Below are 20,483 nucleotides of genomic sequence, written 5' to 3' on the forward strand. Positions count from 1 at the left end.
GTCACTCCCCTAGAACCCTCTTGAAGATCGCATCCACATTGCCGAGTTGGCGTGTGTAGTCGAATGTCTTCGCCAGCTTTTCGGGACTCAGGAGCGATTTAATCCTTTCGTCCTTCGCTACTTCGTCGCGGAAGATGAGGTCTTCTTTCCAGGAGCGCATGGCGTGCGACTGGACGAGACGGTAGGCGTCTTCGCGGAGCATGCCGGCTTCGGCGAGGTCGAGCAGCAGTTGCCCCGAGAAAATGAGGCCGCCCGTAGACTCAAGGTTCTTCTTCATGCGCTCGGGGTAGACGAGCAGGCGGTTGATGAGGTCTGTCGTCTTGGCGAGCAGGTAGTCGGTGAGGATGGTGGAGTCGGGGAAGATGACGCGCTCGACGCTGGAGTGCGAGATGTCGCGCTCGTGCCAGAGGGCCACGTTTTCGAAAGCGGCCTGCGCGTTGCCGCGAAGGACGCGGGCGAGGCCGCTGATCTGCTCGCTGGTAATGGGGTTCTTCTTGTGCGGCATGGCCGAGGAGCCCTTCTGCTTTTCGCTGAAGTACTCCTGCGCCTCGCGGACTTCGGTGCGCTGGAGGTGGCGGACTTCGACGGCGATCTTGTCGAGCGTGCTGCCAATGATGGCGATCGCCGAGATGTAGGCGGCGTGGCGGTCGCGCTGGATGACCTGCGTGGCGATCGGATCGGGGCGAAGGCCAAGTCGGGCGCAGATGCGTTCTTCGTGCTCGGGCTTGAGATGGCCAAAGGTGCCGACGGCGCCGGAGAGCTTGCCGACGCGCATGTCTTCGGCTGCGGCGTCGAAGCGGGCGAGGTCGCGCTGCGTTTCGGCGTACCAGTTGAGCAGCTTGAGTCCAAAGGTGGTGGGCTCGGCGTGGATGCCGTGGGTGCGGCCGATGGTGGGGGTGTGCTTGAATTCGAGGGCGCGGCGCTTCAGGACTTCAAGCAGCGCTTCAAGGCCATTGCGAATGTGCGACGAGGCTTCCTTGATCTGAAGGGCCTGGGCTGTGTCGACAATGTCATTGGAGGTGAGGCCGTAGTGCAGCCAGCGCGACTCCTCGCCGAGGCCCTGCTGCTTGAGGCTCTCCGATACGGCGGTCGTGAAGGCGATGACGTCGTGCTTGACTTCGGCTTCGATCTCCTGGATACGGGCGACGGAGAAGCTTCCCTTCTCCTCGATGGCCTTAGCAGCGGCGGCGGGAATGACTCCGTCTTCGGCGAGCACGGCGCTGGCGGCCGACTCGACCTGCAGCCAGCAGCGGTACTTGTTCTCTTCGGTCCAGATGCGGCCCATGGCCGGGCGGGTATAACGATCGATCAAAGCTCTCTCCTCACGTGCACACGAATGCCCGTGCGCGGCCGTTGCTGCGAACGGAGGCCGCGGACAGGCCAACTCTCGATTGTAAAAGGTTTACCGAGTGCCGTTGCGGACGATTCCGAAGCGCTCGTAGAGTTCGTCGTAGAGCAGGCCTCGGCCCGGCCGGTAAGGCTGGAACCACTCGCCATCGATGACGAGCTGCGGAATGGCGCGCTTGCCGACGTGGCGAATGACCTCATCGGAGGCGGCCGGGTCGGCGTCGACGTTGATCTCGGTGTAGGCGATGCCGTGCGTCTCGAGGAACTGCTTGGCGGCCCGGCAGTCACGGCACCATGCCGCGGTGTACATCGTTACAGTCATTGCTGGAATTGCACCTTGCTCATCTGCGCCCATCCGACTCGTCTCCCAGGGGTTCTATACGGGTTTGCCGGAAGGGTCTGGTACGCACTCCCCGGCTCTGCTCGCTCCCACTCAGTTGGTTGCAAGTTGAGCCCGGAAGAGTTTGTTCCTTTTCATTAGGTTACGATGCCGCGGGGGTTGGCGTCGATTCAGATTCTGGTATGGAGTCAGCGATTTAGGATGATTTGAACATGACAGCCACTGAAATCAAGCAGCTTCTGCAGTTGGAACCGCACCCTCGCGAGGGCGGATCGTTCCGCCAGACGTGGGTTTCCAGGGTGCGATGCCCGGCTCCGCAGGGGGAACGGGCCAGCGGGACCGCGATCTATTACCTGCTGGAAACGGGCACCTTCAGCGAGATGCACGTGCTCTCGTCGGACGAGGTGTTTCATTTCTACCTGGGCGATCCGGTGGAGATGCTGCAGTTGTGGCCGTCGCGGGAGTCGAGGGTGGTGCGGCTAGGCCAGGATCTGGCTGCCGGAGAGCAGGTTCAGGTGGTGGTGCCGGCCGGGGTGTGGCAGGGCACGCGGCTGATTGGCGACGGCAAGGTGGCTCTGCTGGGCTGCACGGTTTCGCCGGGGTTTGATTATGCCGATTACGTGAGTGGGTCCCATGCGGAGTTGGCGGCGAAGTGGCCGGAGCAGGCGGATCGGATCCGGGCGCTGACTCGGCGCTAGCTGCGCCGCTCGCGGAAGAAGCTGCGGAGGAGTTCGGCGGAGTCCTCGGCGAGAATTCCCTGCTCTACCTGCATCTGGTGGTTGAGTCGGGGGTGGTTGAGGACTTCGAGCACGGAGCCGGCGGCGCCCGCCTTGGGGTCAATGGCGGCGTAGACGAGGCGGTCGATGCGGGCGTGGATCATGGCGCCGGCGCACATCGCGCAGGGCTCCAGGGTGACGTAAAGGGTGACACCGTTGAGGCGGTAGTTGCCGAGTGCGGTTGCGGCGGCGCGGAGGGCGACGATTTCGGCGTGAGCGGTGGGGTCCTGGTCGCGGATGACGCGGTTCTGGCCGCGGGCGATGATTGCGCCGTTGTAAACGGCGACAGCGCCGATTGGGACTTCGCCGGCCTCGGCGGCGAGGCCGGCTTGCTCGAGGGCGGCATACATGGCTTCGAGGTCGGTGATCACGATTCAGTGGCTTCCATGGAGTTTCAGTGGAACGCTGAGGATGCAAAGCAGGTTCTTCGTCACTCCGCTCCTCAGAATGACAAGTTTACCGGGATTCGGAAGCCGCACCACCGGCTGGATGAGCAGGGAGATCTGCCGGTTGCTGCTGGGTCATGCAGTGGAGTGTGCCGAGTCCCCAGACGAGGTCGACGGCGTGGATGCCGATGACCTCGCGATCAGGGAAGGCCTCTGCCAGGATGCCGAGGGCGATGCGGTCGCTGGGGTCGTGGAAGGTGGGCATCAGCACCAGGCCGTTGGCGATGTAGAAATTGGCATAGCTGGCAGGCAGGCGCTGCTTGCGGAAGAACACCGGCTTCGGCATCGGCAGTTCGATGATGTTGAACTGCTTGCCGTCGGGTGTGCGGGCGGCTTTCAGGCGATCGAGGTTTTCGGCCAGCGGTTCGTGGTTGGGGTCGTCGGTGTTGGGCTCTACGGCTGTGATGATGATGTCGGGCGCGATGAAGCGCGTAATGTCGTCGACGTGGCCGTGTGTGTCGTCGCCGGCGATGCCGCGGTTGAGCCAGAGGACCTGGTCGATGCCGAGATAGTCGTGCAGCACGCCTTCAAGCTGCTCGCGGCTCACGCCTGGGTTGCGCTGCTGCACTTCGCTCAGGAGGCACTCTTCCGTGGTGAGGAGAATTCCCTGCCCGTTGGTGTCGATGGAGCCGCCTTCGAGGACGACTTTGCGGCGCTCGCCGTTCACCTCGATTATGGGTTCCCACTGGCGCAGGGCGAGCAGGGCTGCGACGCGGTTGGGGAGCTGATCGTCGTTGTGCCAGTCATCATACTTGGCCCAGGCGTTGAACTTCCAGTTGGTGACGGCGACGTGGCCTTCGGCGTTGCGCACGAAGATGGGGCCGGAGTCGCGGGTCCACACGCGGTCGGTCATCCATTGGTGGAACTCGACGTTGGCGCAGTTGGCGTGTGCGCGTGTCAGGATGTTCTCGGCGCGGCGCTGCTCAGCGGCGTTTTGCACGGCGATGTAGACCGTCTCGCGGTAGGAGAGCAGGCGGACGATTTCCGCGTAGACCCAGGGGATGGGCTGGAATTTGCCGGGCCAGTCTTCAGGGTTGTGGGGCCAGGCGAGCCAGGTGGCGTCGTGGCGCTCCCATTCGGCGGGCATGCGGTAACCGAGTTGGTCTGGGGTTTCGTTCATGGATTCCTGATTGGTTCAGGTTAGTGCTCTCCCACCCTTTCCGCAAAGGCGCGGAAAGGATGGGGCACGGAGGGGTTGGTGGCGGAACTTAAGATCCGAAAAGCAGGTCCTTCGACTGCGCTACGCTTCGCTCAGGATGACAAATCTAGAGAGGATCGAGGAAGCGCGCGGTGATGGGCGCGTATGCGTCGATACGGCGGTCGCGGAGGAAGGGCCAGTTGCGGCGGGTTTCCTCCATCAGCGCTACGTCGATTTCGCCAATCAGGATCTCTTCATCCATATGTGACGCCTTGGCGATGATGCGGCCAAATGGATCGGCAAGGAAGCTGCCGCCCCAGAACTCGAGGCCAGGGCCTTCGACGCGATTGCCCAGCACATCGCCGGTCTCGTGGCCTACGCGATTTACCGCTGCAACGTAGACGCCGTTGGCGATGGCATGGGCGCGCTGAATGGTCTGCCAGGCTTCATATTGCGCCGTGCCGAATTCTTCCTTCTCCGCCGGGTGCCAGCCGATGGCCGTGGGATAAAAGAGCACCTCAGCCCCCTGCATGGCTGTGAGTCGCGCGCCTTCTGGGTACCACTGGTCCCAGCAGACGAGCGTGCCGATGCGGCCCTGCGGCGTGTCCACGGCGCGGAAGCCCAGGTCGCCGGGCGTGAAGTAGTACTTCTCGTAATAGAGCGGATCGTCAGGTATGTGCATCTTGCGATACACGCTGGCGATCTTGCCTTCGGCGTCGAGAGTCACGGCGGTGTTGTGATAGAGGCCGGGGGCGCGGCGCTCGAACAGCGAAGCGACGATGGAGATGCGTTCTTCACGGGCGACTTCGCCCAGGGCCTGCGTCGAAGGGCCGGGAATCGGCTCGGCGAGATCGAAGAGCCGCAGGTCTTCACGCTGGCAGAAATACTGCGCGCGGAACAACTCCGGCAGACACACGATCTGCGCGCCGCGCTTTGCGGCATCGCGCACGTGGCGAATGGCAGTGGCCAGGTTCGCTTCCGGATCGGGGCCCATGCTCATCTGCACCAGGCCGATTTTGTATTTGCGTGAGTTCGCCATTGAGCCCCTTCGGTTCTTCGGTCTAAACACGGTTCGGGCCAACTCCGCTGCGGCGGAATTGGCCCGTTGCCTGGTCCGCCTGAAGCGGAATTAGTCTTCGTCGAGGATCAGCACCGCGGCGGCGATGGTAGTGGTCCACAGACCGCGCTTGTCGCCCACGGCCGACTGCGTGATGTTGCTGGTGCGAACGATTTTGTTGGAGATGCGGTAGATCTCCTTCTTCTCGTCCCAGCTCTTGTCGGGATCGAAGTCGACGTCGAGCGTGGTGGCGAGCATTTCAGCCGCCAGCTCTTCGGCGTATTCGCCGGCCTGGTCCTCGGTCTCGCCGAAGCTGTGGTGCTCGCTCAGGTAGCCGTAGGTATCCTTGTCGGCGGGAATGGCAACGCCGATGCTCGACACGCAGAGACGGTGGGCCTCGCGGGTGGAGTTCTCCGCGATGACCGCGAACACAACTTCGCCATGGTTGAGAAGAGACTGGCCTTCCTTGCGCGTGATGATTTTGCAGCGCGGCGGAAAGATGGAGCTGACGCGCACCAAGTTCTGGCTAGCGATGCCCGCATCCCTGAGGGCGAGCTCAAAGGAGGTCAACCGCTCCTTGTGTTTGCCCACGCCCTTGGTGAAAAACAACTTCTTTGGGACCATGCTCTTTCCCAATTTCTATGTACCCTCCATGAGGCGAAAAATGACGTTTCTTGCGAGAGATTCCCGATTGAGTGTATCGCATCCAGACCGGCAACAGGACCGCAGCGGCGCCGAATTTATCCTCCCGTTCACAATGTGAGCCGATTCTGGCCGCTGGGCCTCCCTGCGGTGACGGGCGACCGTCGAATTTTGATTGGCGAAACTGCGCAACATTTGAATGCAGCGAGCGTTTCAGGTCTATATGAAGTACCGGATCCTCGCCTGCGCAGCCGTCGTCGCTTTCTCACTCACCGCCTGGTCCCAGGGCCCTCCGCCATCCGCTGTACAAAGTGAGAATCCGGTGGTGCTTGACTGGACTCCGCCGGCGCTTGGGTTTCTGGCCCAGCAGGCCGCGGTGAAGAACAGCTTCACGCTCGACCGCAACATGCTGCACGCCGCAGGGGGAGCGCTGGCCGGGGATGACGAGCCCACAAAACAGGCGATTGGTCACCTTGATGGCCTGAGCGTGCACATGCTGAAGTTTGGCGATATGGGCGTGCCCGACGAAAATGCCGTCACTTCGATTCGCGAAGCATACCATCTGCGCGGCTGGAAGCACGTGGTGACCAGCACCAGCCACGGCGGTCCTGTGCACAACGGCAATACCGATGTGTGGGTGGTGATGGATGGCGTGAATGTGCGCGGCGCGGTGGTGCTGGCGGAGACGCCCAAGTCGGTGACGCTGGTGACTGTGGCCGGAGATTTGAGCCCGATAGATCTGCTGCATCTGCGCGGGCATTTCGGGATTCCAAAGTTTGATGGAGATAATTTGGCGGGTCAGGCGCAGGCGCGATAAAGCCGAGTCATTCCCCCTGGGCACAACTCTCCCGCCCAAGCAGAGCTTGGACGGGGCACCCGATATTTGCGACCGCAAAGGCGGAAGCCCAATTTGTCACTCCTAAATTTGAGGTGTTAGCCTTCCCTTTGAACCCACGGAAGGAATCCACCGACAACATGCAAAGCACCTATAACGGGCTCGAACTCCCCAAAGACGGGCAGCCCATCCAGTACGCGAACGGCCAGTTCACTATCCCTGACAATCCCATCATTCCTTTCATTGAAGGCGACGGCACGGGCCGCGACATCTGGAAGGCTTCGCAGCGCGTGTTCGACGCAGCCGTGGAAAAGGCCTACGGCGGCAAGCGCAGCATCAAGTGGTTCGAGATTTACGCCGGCGAGAAGGCCTATCGCCAGTTCAACAACTGGCTGCCCGACGACAGCGTGAATGCGGCGCGCGACCTGCGCGTTTCCATCAAGGGACCGCTGACGACGCCGGTGGGCGGTGGCATCCGCTCGCTAAACGTGGCGCTGCGCCAGATCCTGGACCTCTACTCCTGCGTGCGCCCGGTGCGCTACTACCAGGGCGTGCCGAGCCCCGTGAAGCATCCTGAGAAGGTCGACATCGTCATCTTCCGCGAGAACACTGAGGACGTGTATTCGGGCGTCGAGTTCAAGCAGGGCACGCCGGATGCGGCCAAGCTCATCAGCTTCCTGAACACCGAGATGCTGGGCAACACCAAGAAGCGCATCCGCGAGGATTCAGGCGTTGGCATCAAACCGATTTCGATCTTCGGCACGAAGCGCCTGGTGCGCTATGCCATCAAGCACGCGCTCGAGAGCGGCCGCAAGACCGTGACCCTGGTGCACAAGGGCAACATTCAGAAGTTCACCGAGGGTGCCTTCCGCGAGTGGGGCTACGAGGTCGCTACAGAGGAGTTCCGCGAGCACTGCGTGACCGAACGCGAGAGCTGGATTCTCGGCAACGTGGACGCCAACCCGAACATCACCATCGAAGAGAATGCGGCACTGATCGAGCCGGGCCTCGAGTTCGGAAACCAGGCCTTCCGCGATGCGCTTTACGCGGAGATCAAGCAGACGCTCGACTCCATTGGCAAGACGCATGGCAACGGCGCATGGAAGCAGAAGATCCTGGTGAACGATCGCATCGCCGACTCGATCTTCCAGCAGATCATCATTCGCCCGTCCGACTACTCGATCCTGGCCACGTCGAACCTTAATGGCGACTACATCTCGGACGCAGCCGCTGCGCAGGTGGGCGGGCTCGGGATAGCTCCGGGCGCGAACATCGGCGATGGCTACGCGGTCTTCGAGGCTACGCACGGAACGGCGCCGAAGTATGCGGATAAGGACGTCATCAATCCAGGGTCGGTGATCCTCTCCGGTGTGATGCTGCTCGACTTCATCGGCTGGAAGGAAGCAGCCAAGATGATTGAGAACGCGATGGAGAAGACGATCCAGCAGAAGTTTGTCACTTATGATTTCGAGCGGCAGACCGCGGGCGCCACGAAGGTGGGCACCAGCGAGTTCGCTACGCGGATCATTGGAAACATGTAAAAGGCAGCCTCTAGCTCCTAGCCACTAGCTTCTAGCTCATTTCATGAAATGACGGACAGCCGGTTCGCACGACACAGCCAGGAGCTAGCAGCTAGAAGCTAGCAGCTAAGGGAGAAAATCATGCGTAAGAAGGTTTCTATTGTCGGCGCCGGCAACGTGGGCGCCACTGCGGCCCACTGGATCGCTTCGAAAGAGCTGGCCGATGTTGTGTTGATTGATGTGGTGGACGGCGTGCCGCAGGGCAAGGCGCTCGACCTGCTCGAGGCCATGCCGATTGAGAAGCGCGATGTGCATGTGGTGGGCTCGAATGATTACGCCGCGACAGCGAACTCCGACATTGTGATCATCACTGCCGGCATTCCGCGTAAGCCGGGCATGAGCCGCGACGACCTGCTACACACCAACTTCAAGATCATGTCCGACGTGGTTGCGAAGGTGGTTGCGCAGTCGCCTGAGGCGATCCTGATTATCGTTTCGAATCCGCTGGATGCGATGGCGCAGGCCGCGTTCCGCCAGGCTGGATTCAACCGCGAGCGCGTGATTGGCATGGCAGGCGTTCTGGATTCGGCGCGGTTCCGCACGTTTATCGCAGAAGAGCTGAACGTGAGCGTGGAGAACGTTACGGCGTTCGTGCTCGGCGGCCACGGCGACACGATGGTTCCGCTGGCACGCTACTCAACGGTTGCAGGTATCCCGCTCACCGAGCTGATTGAGCCCGCGCGCCTGGAGCAGTTGATCCAGCGCACGCGCGACGGTGGTGCGGAGATCGTGAAGTACCTGAAGACCGGCAGCGCCTATTACGCTCCCAGCGCGGCGACGGTGGAGATGGTTGAGGCGATTCTCAAGGACAAAAAGAAGATCCTTCCCTGCGCGGCGTATCTGCAGGGCGAATACGGCATCGAGGGCTACTACATCGGCGTTCCGTGCAAGCTGGGCGCGGCGGGTCTGGAGAAGATCATTGAGATCAAGCTCACTCCTGAGGAAGATGCGGCGCTGAAGAAGAGCGCGGCGGCTGTGAAGGAGCTCTGCGCAGTCATCGGCGTGTAGTTCAATCACAACTTCAACAATGAGCCCGGATCTTGCACGAGATCCGGGCTTTGCTTTGCGCTATTTCTGCAGAAACGCTGTGACCTTCGGCCCGACCTGGTTGTAGCATTGGACGGGCGCGAGATGTCCGCAGCCGGGGATAACCTCGAACTGCGACTGCGGAATGAGCCGGTGCATCTGCTCGCCGTTCGCGACGGGCATGATGTGGTCTTCCCCGCCCCACACAATCAGAACTGGCATCTTCAACGTCAGCAACTGCTCATCTGTCGTGTCCTTGCCCGTCAGCATGGAATCGAGCGCGCGGCGCATGACCCACCTGTGTTCGTGCGAATAGCGCAGAATATCGCGCGCGATGAATCTGGGGACCTCAGGCGGATTTGGCATCAGGAGCTTGTCCAAATCGTCGAGTTCCTGCGCGGAGGTGGGCACGAAGAGATCGGTGTTCCACTCCGGACGGCTCTTCAGGCCGGCGCTGTCGAAGAGCATGAGGCGCTTGATGCGATCGGGGTGATCGAGGGCTATCCGCTGCGCAATCCAGCCGCCCATCGACCAGCCAGCAAGGTCCACCTGCTTGAGGCCGAGTGCATCCATGAAGGCGACGACGGCGTTGGCTTCGTCGGGAATGGAATAGGAGAAGTCCTGCGGCCAGTCGCTGCGGCCGTAGCCGGGCAGATCGATCATGTAGACGTGGCGGTGCGCGCCAATGAAGAAGTGCTGCAGCATTCGCCAGTCCTCAGCGTGGCCGCCGAGCCCGTGGACCAGAACTGCTGGCGGCGCATCGGAGGGGCCGGCCTCGTAGTAATGAATGCGATGGCCGTTGATCGTGATCCACCGGCTGTGCGAGCCTGACATGCTCATTTGGAAATAGAGCAGTTCGTTGAAGACCTCAACTGGCCTGAGATAAAAGCCAACGCCCGCGGCAATAATGAGGGAGACGAGAACGCCAAGAATCCACTGAACCTTTCGCGACGGTCTCACCTGTTCTCCTCTTCCAATTGCCTGGCGCGCTGCCATGCTGCTTCAATGATGCGCACGGTGATGGGATCGATGGCCACTGCGGAGTGGCTGTTCCATTCGGCGCGTTCTACCCAGCGAACCGCAGCGGCATCGTCGGCGGCGGCGAGGGTGCCGCCGGTCACGCGGCACAGATAGTCGGCGATGACGTAATGGTAGCGAACGCGGCCTTCTTCGCGATGAATGCGGTCGAGGAGTTCGACAAGCTCGATGGGTTCGATGTCGAGGCCGGTCTCTTCGCGGGTTTCGCGGACCACGGCCTCGAGCAGCGACTCGCCAATTTCGATGAGGCCGCCGGGAATGGTCCATCGGCCCTTCATCGGTTCCCGCCCGCGCTGGACGAGAAGGACTCGGCCTTCCTGCACAATGACGGCGCCCACGCCCACCAGCGGCGATAACGGATACTCGCGTTGCAGCATACTTCTACGATATGCGAAAAGGCGCTTCGAGTTTGCTCAGCCTGGGAAGCCGGCTTACGCCCAGCCGAGCTCGCGCATGGCGTAGCCCGCGTTCCAAATCTTCGTCATGTGAGCGATCTTGCCGCCCTCAAACTGCATGACGTAGACGTAGTCGGTGCTGGTGGAGCGGCCGGTGGGAGGAACAGGCCCACCCTCTCCGGTGTGCGTGGCGTGAAAAACGGCATAGGCGACAACGGTGTTGCGTTCGGCATCCGTCGCGAAGGCCTTGAGATCGTAGCGAGCGTCGGGCATCAGGCCCGTCATGCCTTTCATCCAGTCGGCGTACTGCGCGAGAGTCTTGAGGTCGAGCAGCGGCTCGGCCTGCGCGGAGAAGCTCGCATTGAGCGTGCAGTAGGGGCTGCAGGCGTCCCAGCCCTTTCCTGCTTCACATGCCTCGAAGAATGCGTGTGCGGTCTGCGTGAGCGTGGCTTCAGTAGCGGTTGTCATACGTGGTCGGCGCCTCCGCGATGAGGGTAGCATAGACATATGGAATGCGAACGGGAAATGCAGGCGTGTCAGCGAGACGCTGACCTTGCATCCCTTTGCTCGCTTTGGCATCCCTAAGAAACGGGGACTGTATGTCGGAATTCACATTACATATCGATGGAATGCATTGCGGGGCATGTGTGCGCCGCGTGGGTCAGGCGCTTTCTGCGACTGAAGGTATAGAGGTGAAGGAGGTTCGCGTGGGGGCTGCGCGGCTTGAATCGACACAGGATCCGCCGCCGATCGATCGCGCGATTGAAGCGCTGGCAGCGGCCGGATACAAAGCACACCCCGATCCGGCAAGCCAGCCCGGGGCCTGATCTTGGCGGCGACAACAACAGAGTCGGTCACATTGCCGGTCGTCGGCATGACGTGCGCGGCATGCCAGCGCCACGTGGAAGAGGCGTTGCGCTCTACGGAAGGTGTGTCTGAAGCGCGCGTCGACCTGATGGCGCATCGGGCTCATGTGGCGTTCGATCCCAAGGTTGCGCCGCCGGAGAAGTTGGTTGCCGCCATCCGGCAGGCCGGTTATGACGCTGTGCTTCCACGCGGGGAATCCGCTGAACCGGTGCGCGATCACGATGCGGGATCAGCACGCAAGGCCTGGGTGATGCTTGTCGCCGGCGCTGTCGCGATGATTCTCGCGATGCCGCTCGGCCAAGATATGGGTGCGATCGACCAGGCGCTTATGCGTGCCCTGCCCTGGCTCTACTCCGTGCCGCCGCAGGCGCTGCGCTGGACCCTGCTCGTAGGCACTGCTGTTCTGCTGGTCTGGGCCGGTCGGCCCATCTTCGTGAACGCCTGGCGCGGTCTGCTTCATCGCTCTACCAACATGAACACGCTGGTTTCGCTCGGCACCGGCGTTGCCTTCTTCTATTCGGCGTATGCGACGATCTTGCCCGGCAGCGGCCAGGTCTACTACGACGCGGTGCTGCTGATCCTCGGATTCCTCCTACTCGGCAAAGCGCTCGAAGCGCGCGCGAAGAAACGCGCTCTCGCGGCGCTTGACTCACTGAGCCGCATGAAGCCGGTCACTGCACGTCGCGTCATCGATGGCGTCCAGACCGTCGTGCCTCTCGATGAGATCCGGCCAGGAGATAGCGTTCTAGTTCTGCCGGGAGAGCGCTTCCCTGTCGACGCGACAGTCCTCGAGGGCCGTACCACGGTGGACGAGTCGATGCTGACGGGTGAGTCTACTCCGCTGGAGCGCGGCCCGGGCGGACGCGTGCTTGCCGGGTCGCTCAATTACGACGGCGCCGTGACCTGCCGGGCTGAGTCGCTGGGCGAGGCCACTGTTCTCGCGCAGATCACGCGCATGGTGGAGCAGGCCCAGGGATCGCGCGCTCCGATGGAACGCCTGGCAGACCGCGCCAGCGCCATCTTTGTTCCCGTCGTACTTGCGCTGGCTGCGATCACCTGCATCGCTTGGTTGATCGCCACGCACTCCGTCGCGCTGGCGCTGGCGAATACTGTGGCGGTGCTGGTCATTGCATGTCCGTGCGCGATGGGGCTTGCCGTGCCTGCCGCGTTGACAGTCGCCGTGGGGCGAGGAGCGCAGCTCGGCGTGCTGTTCAAGGGCGGAGAAGCTCTGGAACGGCTCTCCAATCTCAACGCCATCGTTCTCGACAAAACCGGTACCCTCACGGTTGGACGGCCGGTGCTTGAGTCGATTCACCCGCTCGGTAGCATGCCCGAACCTGAACTGCTGCGGATGGCCGCTGCCGCGGAGGAGCGGTCCAATCATCCCCTGGCGCACGCAATTCTCGACTACGCTCGCGAGGCTGGCGTGCGCTGGCCCGCTGCCGAAGACATACAGATTCTGCCCGGGCGGGGGCTGACCGCGCGGGTCGACGGGCATGATTGCATGCTGGGCAATGAAGCGCTCTTCGGCGAATTCTTCGTTCGGCTGCCGAAAGACGTAACGCCTCCCGAGGCGGGTGTTACGCGGCTTTGGATGGCCGTGGACAATGTGCCAGTCGCCTATTTCGATGCTCGCGACGCGCTGCGACCGGAGGGGGCGCAAGCGGTTGCGGGTCTGCACCACAGCGGCTTGCGCGTACTGATGCTCACTGGCGACTCAGCAGCCTCTGCTGGTCCGATCGCGAATCAGGCGGGCATCACCGAACTCGAAGCCGCCCTGGATCCCGCCGGCAAGCTGGCCCGCGTCCGGGCGCTACAGCAGGAAGGCCTGCGAGTGGGAATGGTGGGCGACGGGATCAATGATGCCGGCGCGCTAGCGCAGGCGGACGCTGGTATCGCGATGGGCTCGGGTGCCGATCTTGCCCAGGAAGCAGGCGATGTTCTGCTGCTGCGCGCCACTCCGGCAGCCATTCCTGCCGCGCTTGACCTCGCGCGCTCCACGCTGCGCGTCATGCGGCAGAACCTCTGGTGGGCGGTTGGCTACAACGTGCTCGGCATCCCGCTCGCCGCCGGCGCGCTGTATCCGGCGTTTCATGTCCTGCTCAGCCCATGGATTGCCGCAGCCGCCATGGCTTTCAGTTCCGTGAGCGTGCTGACAAACAGCCTGCGCCTGCGCCGCTGGCAGCCAACCGCGCTGGCGTCTACGGCTACGCGCTAAACTGAATCCAGAGCCATAGCCCGTGCGCATTCTCACCCGCTACATCCTCGGCGAAATCCTGTCGCACGCACTCATCGGCTGCGCTCTATTCACGTTCATCCTATTCATGCCGCGCCTGCCGCAGATTCTGGAAATGGTGGTGCGCAACAGCTCCAGTTTCAGCAGTGCGTTCGAAGTATTTCTGTTCCTCCTGCCAAACCTGTTCTGGGTGACAATCCCCATGTCGGTGCTGGTCGGGATCCTGCTGGGCCTGAGCCGCCTGGCAGCCGACAGCGAAATCATCGCCATGCGCGCATCGGGGCTCGGTATCGGCTATTTTGTGCGAGTGGCATCGATTGTCGCCGTTGCCGGCGCGCTGCTCGGCACTGTGAACTCGCTGTGGGTTGCGCCCCGCGCCAACCAGGCGATTCTCGAAATGCAACAGTCGCTGGCGGCATCGCAGGCGTCCTACCAGATTCAGCCGCGCGTGTTCTACGAGGACTTCCATGACAAAGTGCTCTACGTTCAGGACGTGCGCTCCGGGACGGGCGCGGCCAACTGGAAGCAGATCTTTATGGCGGATGTAAGCGATCCTGCGGCGCCGAAGATTACCACTGCGGAATCCGCCACCGTAGTGAACGACTCCTCGCTGGAGTTGCTGATGCGCTTGCGCAATGGCGAGCAGCATGAGGGCGTTCCGGGCCACCCGGATCAGTACAATGTCTCCACGTTTGATACGACAGACCTTCCACTGACGCTCAGTCCGCAAGGCGATGTGCACCTGGGCCGCATGGATACGGCTGTCTACGCTATTCCGACGCGCACTCTTCTCCAGCGCATTCACCAGCCTGATAACAAGCGCTTCCTTATTGAGCTGAACAACCGGTTCGCTTATCCGGCAGCGTGCCTTGTACTCATGCTGGTTGGAGTGCCACTGGGAGTGATGTCTCGACGCGGCGGCAAGAGCTCGGGGTTTGTCTTCACTCTGCTGCTGGTCATCATTTACTACGTACTGTCGTACACCGGCGTGGCGCTTGCACGCCAGGACAAGCTGCCGCCTACGCTCGCCGTATGGCTTGCAAACATAATCTTCACTATCGCCGGGAGTTTCCTGCTTTGGCAGATGGCAACCGGCGGGGGGGTGATCGCGGCCATTGCGGGCCTGACTGCCCGCACCCCGAAGAGCAGGGGCTCAGGGATCGCAACAGTTTTGCACGACAACGGTTCACACCTGACGCACCTTCTCGAGCGCCGCCCGCGCAGCGTGCGCAAGGCCTACCGCGGCGCATTTCCGCGCATTCTGGATGCGTACGTGATGAGGGAATTCCTCACCATGTTCCTGATGGTCCTGTGCGGCTTTGTGATGCTGATGCTGGTGTTCACCTTTTTCGAACTGGTGGGCGATATCATCCGCAACCACATTGCGCTCACCACCGTGGGTCTCTACTTGGTGAACCTTACGCCGAGCATGCTTTACACCATCGCTCCGCTGGCTGTGCTCATCGCGGTGCTGGTCACCTTTGGCGTGCTGAACCGCAACAGCGAGATTGTGGCGATGAAAGCTACGGGGATCAGCCTTTATCGCCTTGTGATTCCGATCCTGGTGATCGCCGGCACGCTCGCCATCAGCCTGTTCGCATTCGACGAGTTCTACCTGCCGCAGGCCAACCGTAGGCAGGAACAACTGCGCAGCACCATCAAAGGACGACCGCCGCAGACCTTTCTTCATCCAGAGCAGAAGTGGATCTTCGGACAGCCGCGCGCCGGGGAGCGTGGGCGCATCTTCTACTATCAGTTCTTTGACCACGACGCCGCAGAATTCGCGAACCTATCGATATTCGAGTTCGATCCAATGACCTTCGCGTTGTCGCGCCGCATCTTTGCGGGCCGCGTCTACTGGGACCGCTCGGCCGGCTCATGGGTGTTCCAGAACGGCTGGGTGCGCGAGTTCCAGGGCGCGAACCAGAAAGACTTCCGGGAATTCAAGGACACGACCTTCGGGGAGATTCACGAAGAGCCGGGCTACTTCTCCAAGGAGAGCCTCCAATCACAGGAGATGAACTTCGGCCAGCTCGATCGCTACATTCGCGACCTTCGCCAGAGCGGATTCGACACCATGCGCCTTCGTGTCGCGCTCTGGCACAAGCTCGCTTATCCGCTGGTCGCCGTGGTGATGGCAATGCTTGCGATCCCCTTTGCGCTTTCGATGGGCCGCCGCGGATCACTGACCGGGATCGCCGTGGCCATTGGTGTCGCACTGACCTACTGGATGGTCATGGGGTTGTTTGAGGCCATGGGCAACGTGAACTACCTGCCGGCGCCACTGGCTGCGTGGTCGTCAGACGTCCTTTTTGGCCTCACCGGCGGATACCTGCTGCTGAAAACGCCGACATAAATCCTGGATCAATCCCGCCCCAAACGCGTCTATACAATAGGACTATGCTTCGCGACCTGCGCCCCCTCTTCGCCTACATGCGCCGCTACCGCTGGGGGTACGTATGGGGCAGCCTGTCCGTAGTCGCGACGAATGTCGTCTCTGTTCAGGGGCCGCGGATCATCGGCAAGGCCATCGATTATCTGAAGCAGAACGGGGCGACGCGCAACACCATCCTCTTTTACGCAGGCCTGCTGGTCGCTATCTATCTCGTCAAGGGCGTCTTCCTCTACGCGCAGCGCTGGATTCTGATTGGCATTTCGCGCGAGATCGAATTCGATCTACGCAACGATCTCTTCAAGCATTTAGAAAAACAGGACTCCGGCTTTTATCACCGGTACCGCACCGGCGACATCATGGCGCGCATGACCAACGACCTGAACGCAGTCCGCATGCTGCTGGGTCCTGCGCTCATGTACAGCGCAAATACGGTGTCGCTGTTCCTGTTTGCCCTGGTGTATCTGCTGCATTACAGCCCGTATCTCACGCTCGTGGCACTTGCGCCAATGCCTGTGGCCAGCATCCTGGTGCAGTATCTCGGCAGCAAGATTCATACGCGCTTCGAGCGGATCCAGGCCAGCTTCTCCGATATTTCCGCACAGGCCCAGGAGAATTACTCCGGCGTTCGGCTGATTCGCGCGTTCGCGCGTGAGGAGTCACAGATCGGCCTGTTTGAATCGCTGAACCGACAGTACATTTCGCGCTCGCTGCGGCTGGTGCAGTTGATGGGCATGCTGTGGCCAACCCTCGAGTTCATTCTCGGCGTCTCCATGATGATTACGCTTCTGGCCGGCGGCCACCTCGTGCTGCAGGGCCGCATTTCGGCCGGCGACTTCGTTGCGTTTAACGCGTACATGATCCAGTTGATCTGGCCCATCATCGCGATCGGCTGGGTCGTCAACATCTTCCAGCGCGGAACCGCATCCGTAAAGCGCATCGACGAACTGCTTGCCGAGAAGCCGGCAATCGATGATCGCGACGCTGATCCGTCGATCCCTGCTGATGCCGTGCTGAGGGGGGACATCGAGCTTCGCCACCTGAATTTCAACTACGGAGAAATTCCCGTTCTGCACGATGTCTCATTGCACGTTCCAGCCGGCACGAGTCTGGCCATCGTGGGCCCCACGGGATCGGGAAAGACGACGCTGGTGAACCTGATTTCGCGGCTTTATGAGTCGCCGGACGACTCGCTGCTGATCGATGGCCGCCCCGTGCGGGAATATCCGCTCGATGTGCTGCGCCGGAATATCGGCATGGTTCCTCAGGAGACGTTCTTGTTCAGTGAGACGGTGCGTGAGAATCTCCGGTTTGGCGCGACGGATGCCAGCGAGACCGAGATGCTGCAAGCGGCCGAGGCTGCTCATATTCGCCAGGAGTTTGAGGACTTCCCTGCCGGTTTTGACACGATGGTCGGCGAGAGGGGCGTAACCCTCAGCGGCGGTCAGAAACAACGCAGCGCCATTGCACGCGCCCTGTTGCGGAATCCCGCGATCCTTATCCTCGATGACGCGCTGGCCTCGGTCGACACCTACACCGAAGAACGCATTTTGGGCGGTCTGCGCAGCTATACCACTAACTCGACTACGATCCTGATCTCGCATCGCGTTTCAACGGTACGCAACGCGGATCAGATCGCGGTGCTCGATCACGGACGAATCGTCGAGCTCGGCCGCCACGAGGATCTTCTGGCGCTCGACGGATACTACGCCAGCCTGTATCAGAAACAGCAGCTCGAAGAAGAACTCACCGTCGCCGGCTAATCCCCACTTCAGGCATTCCAGCTCATCTTGCCAACGTCGATCGCCCCATTCTCATGACTCCCATGCGGAAACGGCAGCCGAACCTGCGGCGGAGCAGGATTGAGGCTTGTATCCTGCGCTACCTGACGCCATGCATCGCGCACATTGCGCACGCAGGCGACCGCCTGCTCGAACTTTGCTCGGGATGCCGACTGCGACCCCTGCAGAATCAGCGCGAATGTCGAAGCATAGAATTCGCTGAGCGCTTCAGCCGGAACGCCTCCCACATCCGTGCGCAAGCGCGCCTGCAAGTGGATGATGATGTCGAGCGCGCGCTTGACCGCAGCTCGGCGTCCAGTCTCGTCGCCGCGGTCCACAGCGTCACAAGCTGCATAGAGGAAGCGAATGATGCCGTCATACAACGCCACTACAAGGTCCACCGCTGACGCGCCGTCCAGCGCACAATCCTGATAACTGCCCATGACAATAGCTCTCCGCTCTTAGCCTTTATAGCCCGTGATGGCCGAGTAAAGGATGTTAATTCCGTCCAACTGCTGCTTGATTCCCTGGATGATTTCGTTAGCCGTATTTAGCTCGGCAGTCAGGCTCTTCTGCTGAATCGAGATCTGGTCCTCCTGCTTTGAGATCTGTTTGTTCAGCATCGATTCCATGTTGCTGTTCGACTTCTGTGCCAACGCAATCACGCCTTTCGTGGGGGTGTTTCCAGCGCTGTTAAGCACGCTCGCAAAGTTCTGGCCCCAACTGCTCACGCTTTGAAAGAAGCCGATCACACTGTTAAAGTCCGAGTTCAGCGCGGCATCCAGCACGCTGGCATCGAACTGAAGCGTCCCGTCGTAGTTGCTCGAAACCGTGATGCCCAGGCTCGCGAGCCCTGAGAGGTCGGACGAATTGGTATAGGCGATCGACTTCGTCTTGGTAGCTGTAGTGTCGAGCAGGTTGGAGGTGACGGTCAGGTTTCCGGCGGTCCCCATCGCTTGCGATTCCAACGACAGATATGCAGATCCGTCTTCATTGACGGCCACCGATGCGGTGACGCCGATCCCATCCGTAGCGTTGATTGCTTCCGCGAGTCCCTGCAGCGTGTTGTGCGACGAATCTACGCTGACGGTCTGCACCTGCCCGTCACCCACCTGGATGGTGATTGATCCCGATAGAATATCGGCGGGAGCCGGCACCGCATCGAGCTTGCCCACAGCAGCCGAGTCCGCCGAACCCGGAAATCCAGTGAAGCTCAAGGGGAGATCGCTTGGCACTGTCAGAGCCGAGCTCACAGTCAGGGCGCCCGGGATTCCCGTGATCTGCGAGGAGAGCATCAGGCGTGATTCACCATACTGTGTCGAAATGCCCGCGGTAATGCCAATACCGGCACGGTTGATCGCATCGGCGATTCCCTGCAGAGTGTTGACACCGTTTCCCGTATAGATCGTGTTCGCGTCCGGAGGGTCGGGCGCGGCGCCAATCACAACTGTCTGGATCGTGCCCTGTCCCACTTGAATGGTCATCGACCCCGAGAACATCGTGTTCGCGCTGGCCTCCACCGCGTCCAGGTAGCCACTCGGATTCTGAACGTTGATGCTCCCCACGAGTTGCTGCTGCAGAAGGCCCAGAGTCGGAGAGCCAAAGAGGGGCTCGGGATTGCCCGAACTGTCCTTGCCCTCCTGCGCCTTCATGGCAGCTATCAAGGAGTTGTAATCGGCGACCATCTGGCCAATTGCGCTCTCCACGCCCGAATTGTCGTTGCCAATGATGACCTGAAGCTGCTGATAGCTACCATCTGCATTCTGCGCGCTTGGCGCCAGCAACTGGAAGGTGACTCCGGGAATGAGATTCGTCACGGTGTTTGAGGCACTCGAAAGGTCCACACCGTCCACCTTCAATTGTGCGTCCACGCCATGCACCGCCTCACTGTACGAAAGCGCTGTGTTGGCGTTGCTGGTGTCCACGATCGATGATCCGATGGTAAGGTTCCCTCCCGCACCCGAGGTGCCGGAGACGAGACTTAGCCGCGATCCCTTCGAGTCCGTGAGCACACTGGCCGTCACGCCAATTCCCGCGGAGTTGATCGAGGCCGCCAAGCCGGCAAGTGTGTTATTCGAGCCTACATTGATGGTGTGCGCGGTTCCCGATCCCACCTTGATCGTGATTGATCCCGACAACTTGTCGGAGGCATTGGTGATTGCCGTCAGTGTGCCGCTCGACGTAGTCGCCAGGCTCTTCACGGAGACCATATGCGTACCAGCTACCGCGGAGGAGCTCGCCGAAGACAACTGGAGAACGTTGGTATCCGAGCTCGATCCTGTCTTCTGCGCCAGCACACCCGTGAAGTCCGTCAACTGGCTCACATCCGTGGAGAGCTTGGAGAGAAGCGTGCCCAAATTAGATAGCACTGTATCCTGGCCCTGCAATGCGGTAAGCTGCGTCTTCCAAGGGGTTTCGACTTTTTGCAGGTTCGCGACGATCTGCGACACTGTCGCGCTTACGTCGAATCCGGCACCGCTCGTCGGTGATCCGAAATTAAGTCCTACCGTACCCATCGTTTGCTCCGCGAGACCGTGTGTTGCACCTGGCTGGCCGACCAGTGTGCGAGGCAGATTGGAAAGTCTTC

General features: G+C 61.2%; 19 protein-coding genes. 8 read left to right on the forward strand and 11 right to left on the reverse strand.

What is annotated here, in order from left to right:
• Position 1 precedes the first annotated feature (1 nt).
• Both purB and MOP44_RS21995 read right to left on the reverse strand, forming a co-directional pair.
• The gene (purB, locus tag MOP44_RS21990) at positions 2-1,312 is read right to left on the reverse strand and encodes an adenylosuccinate lyase (RefSeq protein ID WP_260792552.1); all 1,311 of its coding nucleotides are present in this window, start codon (positions 1,310-1,312) and stop codon (positions 2-4) included.
• Between the two features lie 90 nt (positions 1,313-1,402).
• Positions 1,403-1,669 carry a glutaredoxin family protein gene (locus tag MOP44_RS21995; RefSeq protein WP_260792553.1) on the reverse strand — a complete coding sequence of 89 codons (267 nt, stop codon included), beginning with the start codon at positions 1,667-1,669 and terminating at the stop codon, positions 1,403-1,405.
• 230 nt (positions 1,670-1,899) lie between these two features.
• On the opposite strand from MOP44_RS21995, the gene MOP44_RS22000 reads away from it, so the two are divergent.
• A complete protein-coding gene (locus tag MOP44_RS22000; RefSeq protein WP_260792554.1) occupies positions 1,900-2,385 on the forward strand; it encodes a cupin domain-containing protein in 486 nt (161 codons plus the stop codon).
• On the opposite strand, the gene tadA is transcribed toward MOP44_RS22000, so the two are convergent.
• From tadA to MOP44_RS22020, 4 genes are all read right to left on the reverse strand, one after another.
• Complete coding sequence (gene tadA / locus MOP44_RS22005) at positions 2,382-2,834, reverse strand: tRNA adenosine(34) deaminase TadA (RefSeq protein WP_260792555.1); 453 nt, start codon at positions 2,832-2,834, stop codon at positions 2,382-2,384. The two genes, MOP44_RS22000 and tadA, sit on opposite strands and share 4 nt — an antisense overlap.
• Before the next feature lie 85 nt (positions 2,835-2,919).
• Positions 2,920-4,029: an agmatine deiminase family protein gene (locus MOP44_RS22010; protein WP_260792556.1), complete on the reverse strand. Its 1,110-nt coding sequence runs from the start codon at positions 4,027-4,029 to the stop codon at positions 2,920-2,922.
• Between the two features lie 145 nt (positions 4,030-4,174).
• Positions 4,175-5,086 (reverse strand): carbon-nitrogen hydrolase, encoded by a 912-nt coding sequence (locus tag MOP44_RS22015; RefSeq protein WP_260792557.1) that lies wholly within the window; start codon positions 5,084-5,086, stop codon positions 4,175-4,177.
• A gap of 90 nt (positions 5,087-5,176) precedes the next feature.
• Positions 5,177-5,728 (reverse strand): pyruvoyl-dependent arginine decarboxylase, encoded by a 552-nt coding sequence (locus MOP44_RS22020; RefSeq protein WP_260792558.1) that lies wholly within the window; start codon positions 5,726-5,728, stop codon positions 5,177-5,179.
• 217 nt (positions 5,729-5,945) lie between these two features.
• On the opposite strand from MOP44_RS22020, the gene MOP44_RS22025 reads away from it, so the two are divergent.
• The 3 genes from MOP44_RS22025 to mdh all read left to right on the forward strand — a co-directional run bounded on the left by MOP44_RS22025 (position 5,946) and on the right by mdh (position 9,169).
• Complete coding sequence (locus tag MOP44_RS22025; RefSeq protein ID WP_260792559.1) at positions 5,946-6,563, forward strand: hypothetical protein; 618 nt, start codon at positions 5,946-5,948, stop codon at positions 6,561-6,563.
• 158 nt (positions 6,564-6,721) lie between these two features.
• Positions 6,722-8,122 (forward strand): NADP-dependent isocitrate dehydrogenase, encoded by a 1,401-nt coding sequence (locus tag MOP44_RS22030; protein ID WP_260796689.1) that lies wholly within the window; start codon positions 6,722-6,724, stop codon positions 8,120-8,122.
• A 120-nt stretch (positions 8,123-8,242) separates the two neighbouring features.
• Complete coding sequence (mdh, locus tag MOP44_RS22035; protein WP_260792560.1) at positions 8,243-9,169, forward strand: malate dehydrogenase; 927 nt, start codon at positions 8,243-8,245, stop codon at positions 9,167-9,169.
• 60 nt (positions 9,170-9,229) lie between these two features.
• On the opposite strand, the gene MOP44_RS22040 is transcribed toward mdh, so the two are convergent.
• Genes MOP44_RS22040 through MOP44_RS22050 form a run of 3 tightly spaced genes read right to left on the reverse strand, consistent with a single transcriptional unit; the run spans position 9,230 to position 11,088 of the window.
• Positions 9,230-10,147 (reverse strand): alpha/beta fold hydrolase, encoded by a 918-nt coding sequence (locus MOP44_RS22040; protein ID WP_260792561.1) that lies wholly within the window; start codon positions 10,145-10,147, stop codon positions 9,230-9,232.
• On the reverse strand, positions 10,144-10,602 hold the full coding sequence (locus tag MOP44_RS22045) for an NUDIX hydrolase (RefSeq protein WP_260792562.1): 459 nt from the start codon (positions 10,600-10,602) through the stop codon (positions 10,144-10,146). Before MOP44_RS22045 ends, MOP44_RS22040 begins: the two co-directional genes overlap by 4 nt.
• Before the next feature lie 54 nt (positions 10,603-10,656).
• Positions 10,657-11,088, reverse strand: a complete 432-nt coding sequence (locus tag MOP44_RS22050) for an ester cyclase (protein WP_260792563.1) — start codon at positions 11,086-11,088, stop codon at positions 10,657-10,659.
• A gap of 131 nt (positions 11,089-11,219) precedes the next feature.
• Between MOP44_RS22050 and MOP44_RS22055 the strand changes: the two genes are divergently transcribed.
• Genes MOP44_RS22055 through MOP44_RS22070 form a run of 4 tightly spaced genes read left to right on the forward strand, consistent with a single transcriptional unit; the run spans position 11,220 to position 17,878 of the window.
• The gene (locus tag MOP44_RS22055) at positions 11,220-11,447 is read left to right on the forward strand and encodes a heavy-metal-associated domain-containing protein (protein ID WP_260792564.1); all 228 of its coding nucleotides are present in this window, start codon (positions 11,220-11,222) and stop codon (positions 11,445-11,447) included.
• Between the two features lie 2 nt (positions 11,448-11,449).
• The gene (locus MOP44_RS22060; protein WP_260792565.1) at positions 11,450-13,705 is read left to right on the forward strand and encodes a heavy metal translocating P-type ATPase; all 2,256 of its coding nucleotides are present in this window, start codon (positions 11,450-11,452) and stop codon (positions 13,703-13,705) included.
• A gap of 22 nt (positions 13,706-13,727) precedes the next feature.
• A complete protein-coding gene (lptF, locus tag MOP44_RS22065; RefSeq protein ID WP_260792566.1) occupies positions 13,728-16,079 on the forward strand; it encodes an LPS export ABC transporter permease LptF in 2,352 nt (783 codons plus the stop codon).
• A gap of 44 nt (positions 16,080-16,123) precedes the next feature.
• Positions 16,124-17,878: an ABC transporter ATP-binding protein gene (locus MOP44_RS22070; RefSeq protein ID WP_260792567.1), complete on the forward strand. Its 1,755-nt coding sequence runs from the start codon at positions 16,124-16,126 to the stop codon at positions 17,876-17,878.
• Between the two features lie 8 nt (positions 17,879-17,886).
• Here MOP44_RS22070 and MOP44_RS22075 read toward each other — a convergent pair whose 3' ends face one another.
• Together MOP44_RS22075 and fliD are read right to left on the reverse strand one after the other, a co-directional pair.
• Entirely contained in the window at positions 17,887-18,339 is a 453-nt protein-coding gene (locus MOP44_RS22075; protein ID WP_260792568.1) for a flagellar export chaperone FliS, read from the reverse strand.
• Between the two features lie 18 nt (positions 18,340-18,357).
• Entirely contained in the window at positions 18,358-20,412 is a 2,055-nt protein-coding gene (gene fliD, locus MOP44_RS22080; protein WP_260792569.1) for a flagellar filament capping protein FliD, read from the reverse strand.
• Between the last annotated feature and the right edge of the window lie 71 nt (positions 20,413-20,483).

Origin of the sequence: Occallatibacter riparius, from assembly GCF_025264625.1 — a bacterium.
GTDB lineage: Bacteria > Acidobacteriota > Terriglobia > Terriglobales > Acidobacteriaceae > Telmatobacter > Telmatobacter riparius.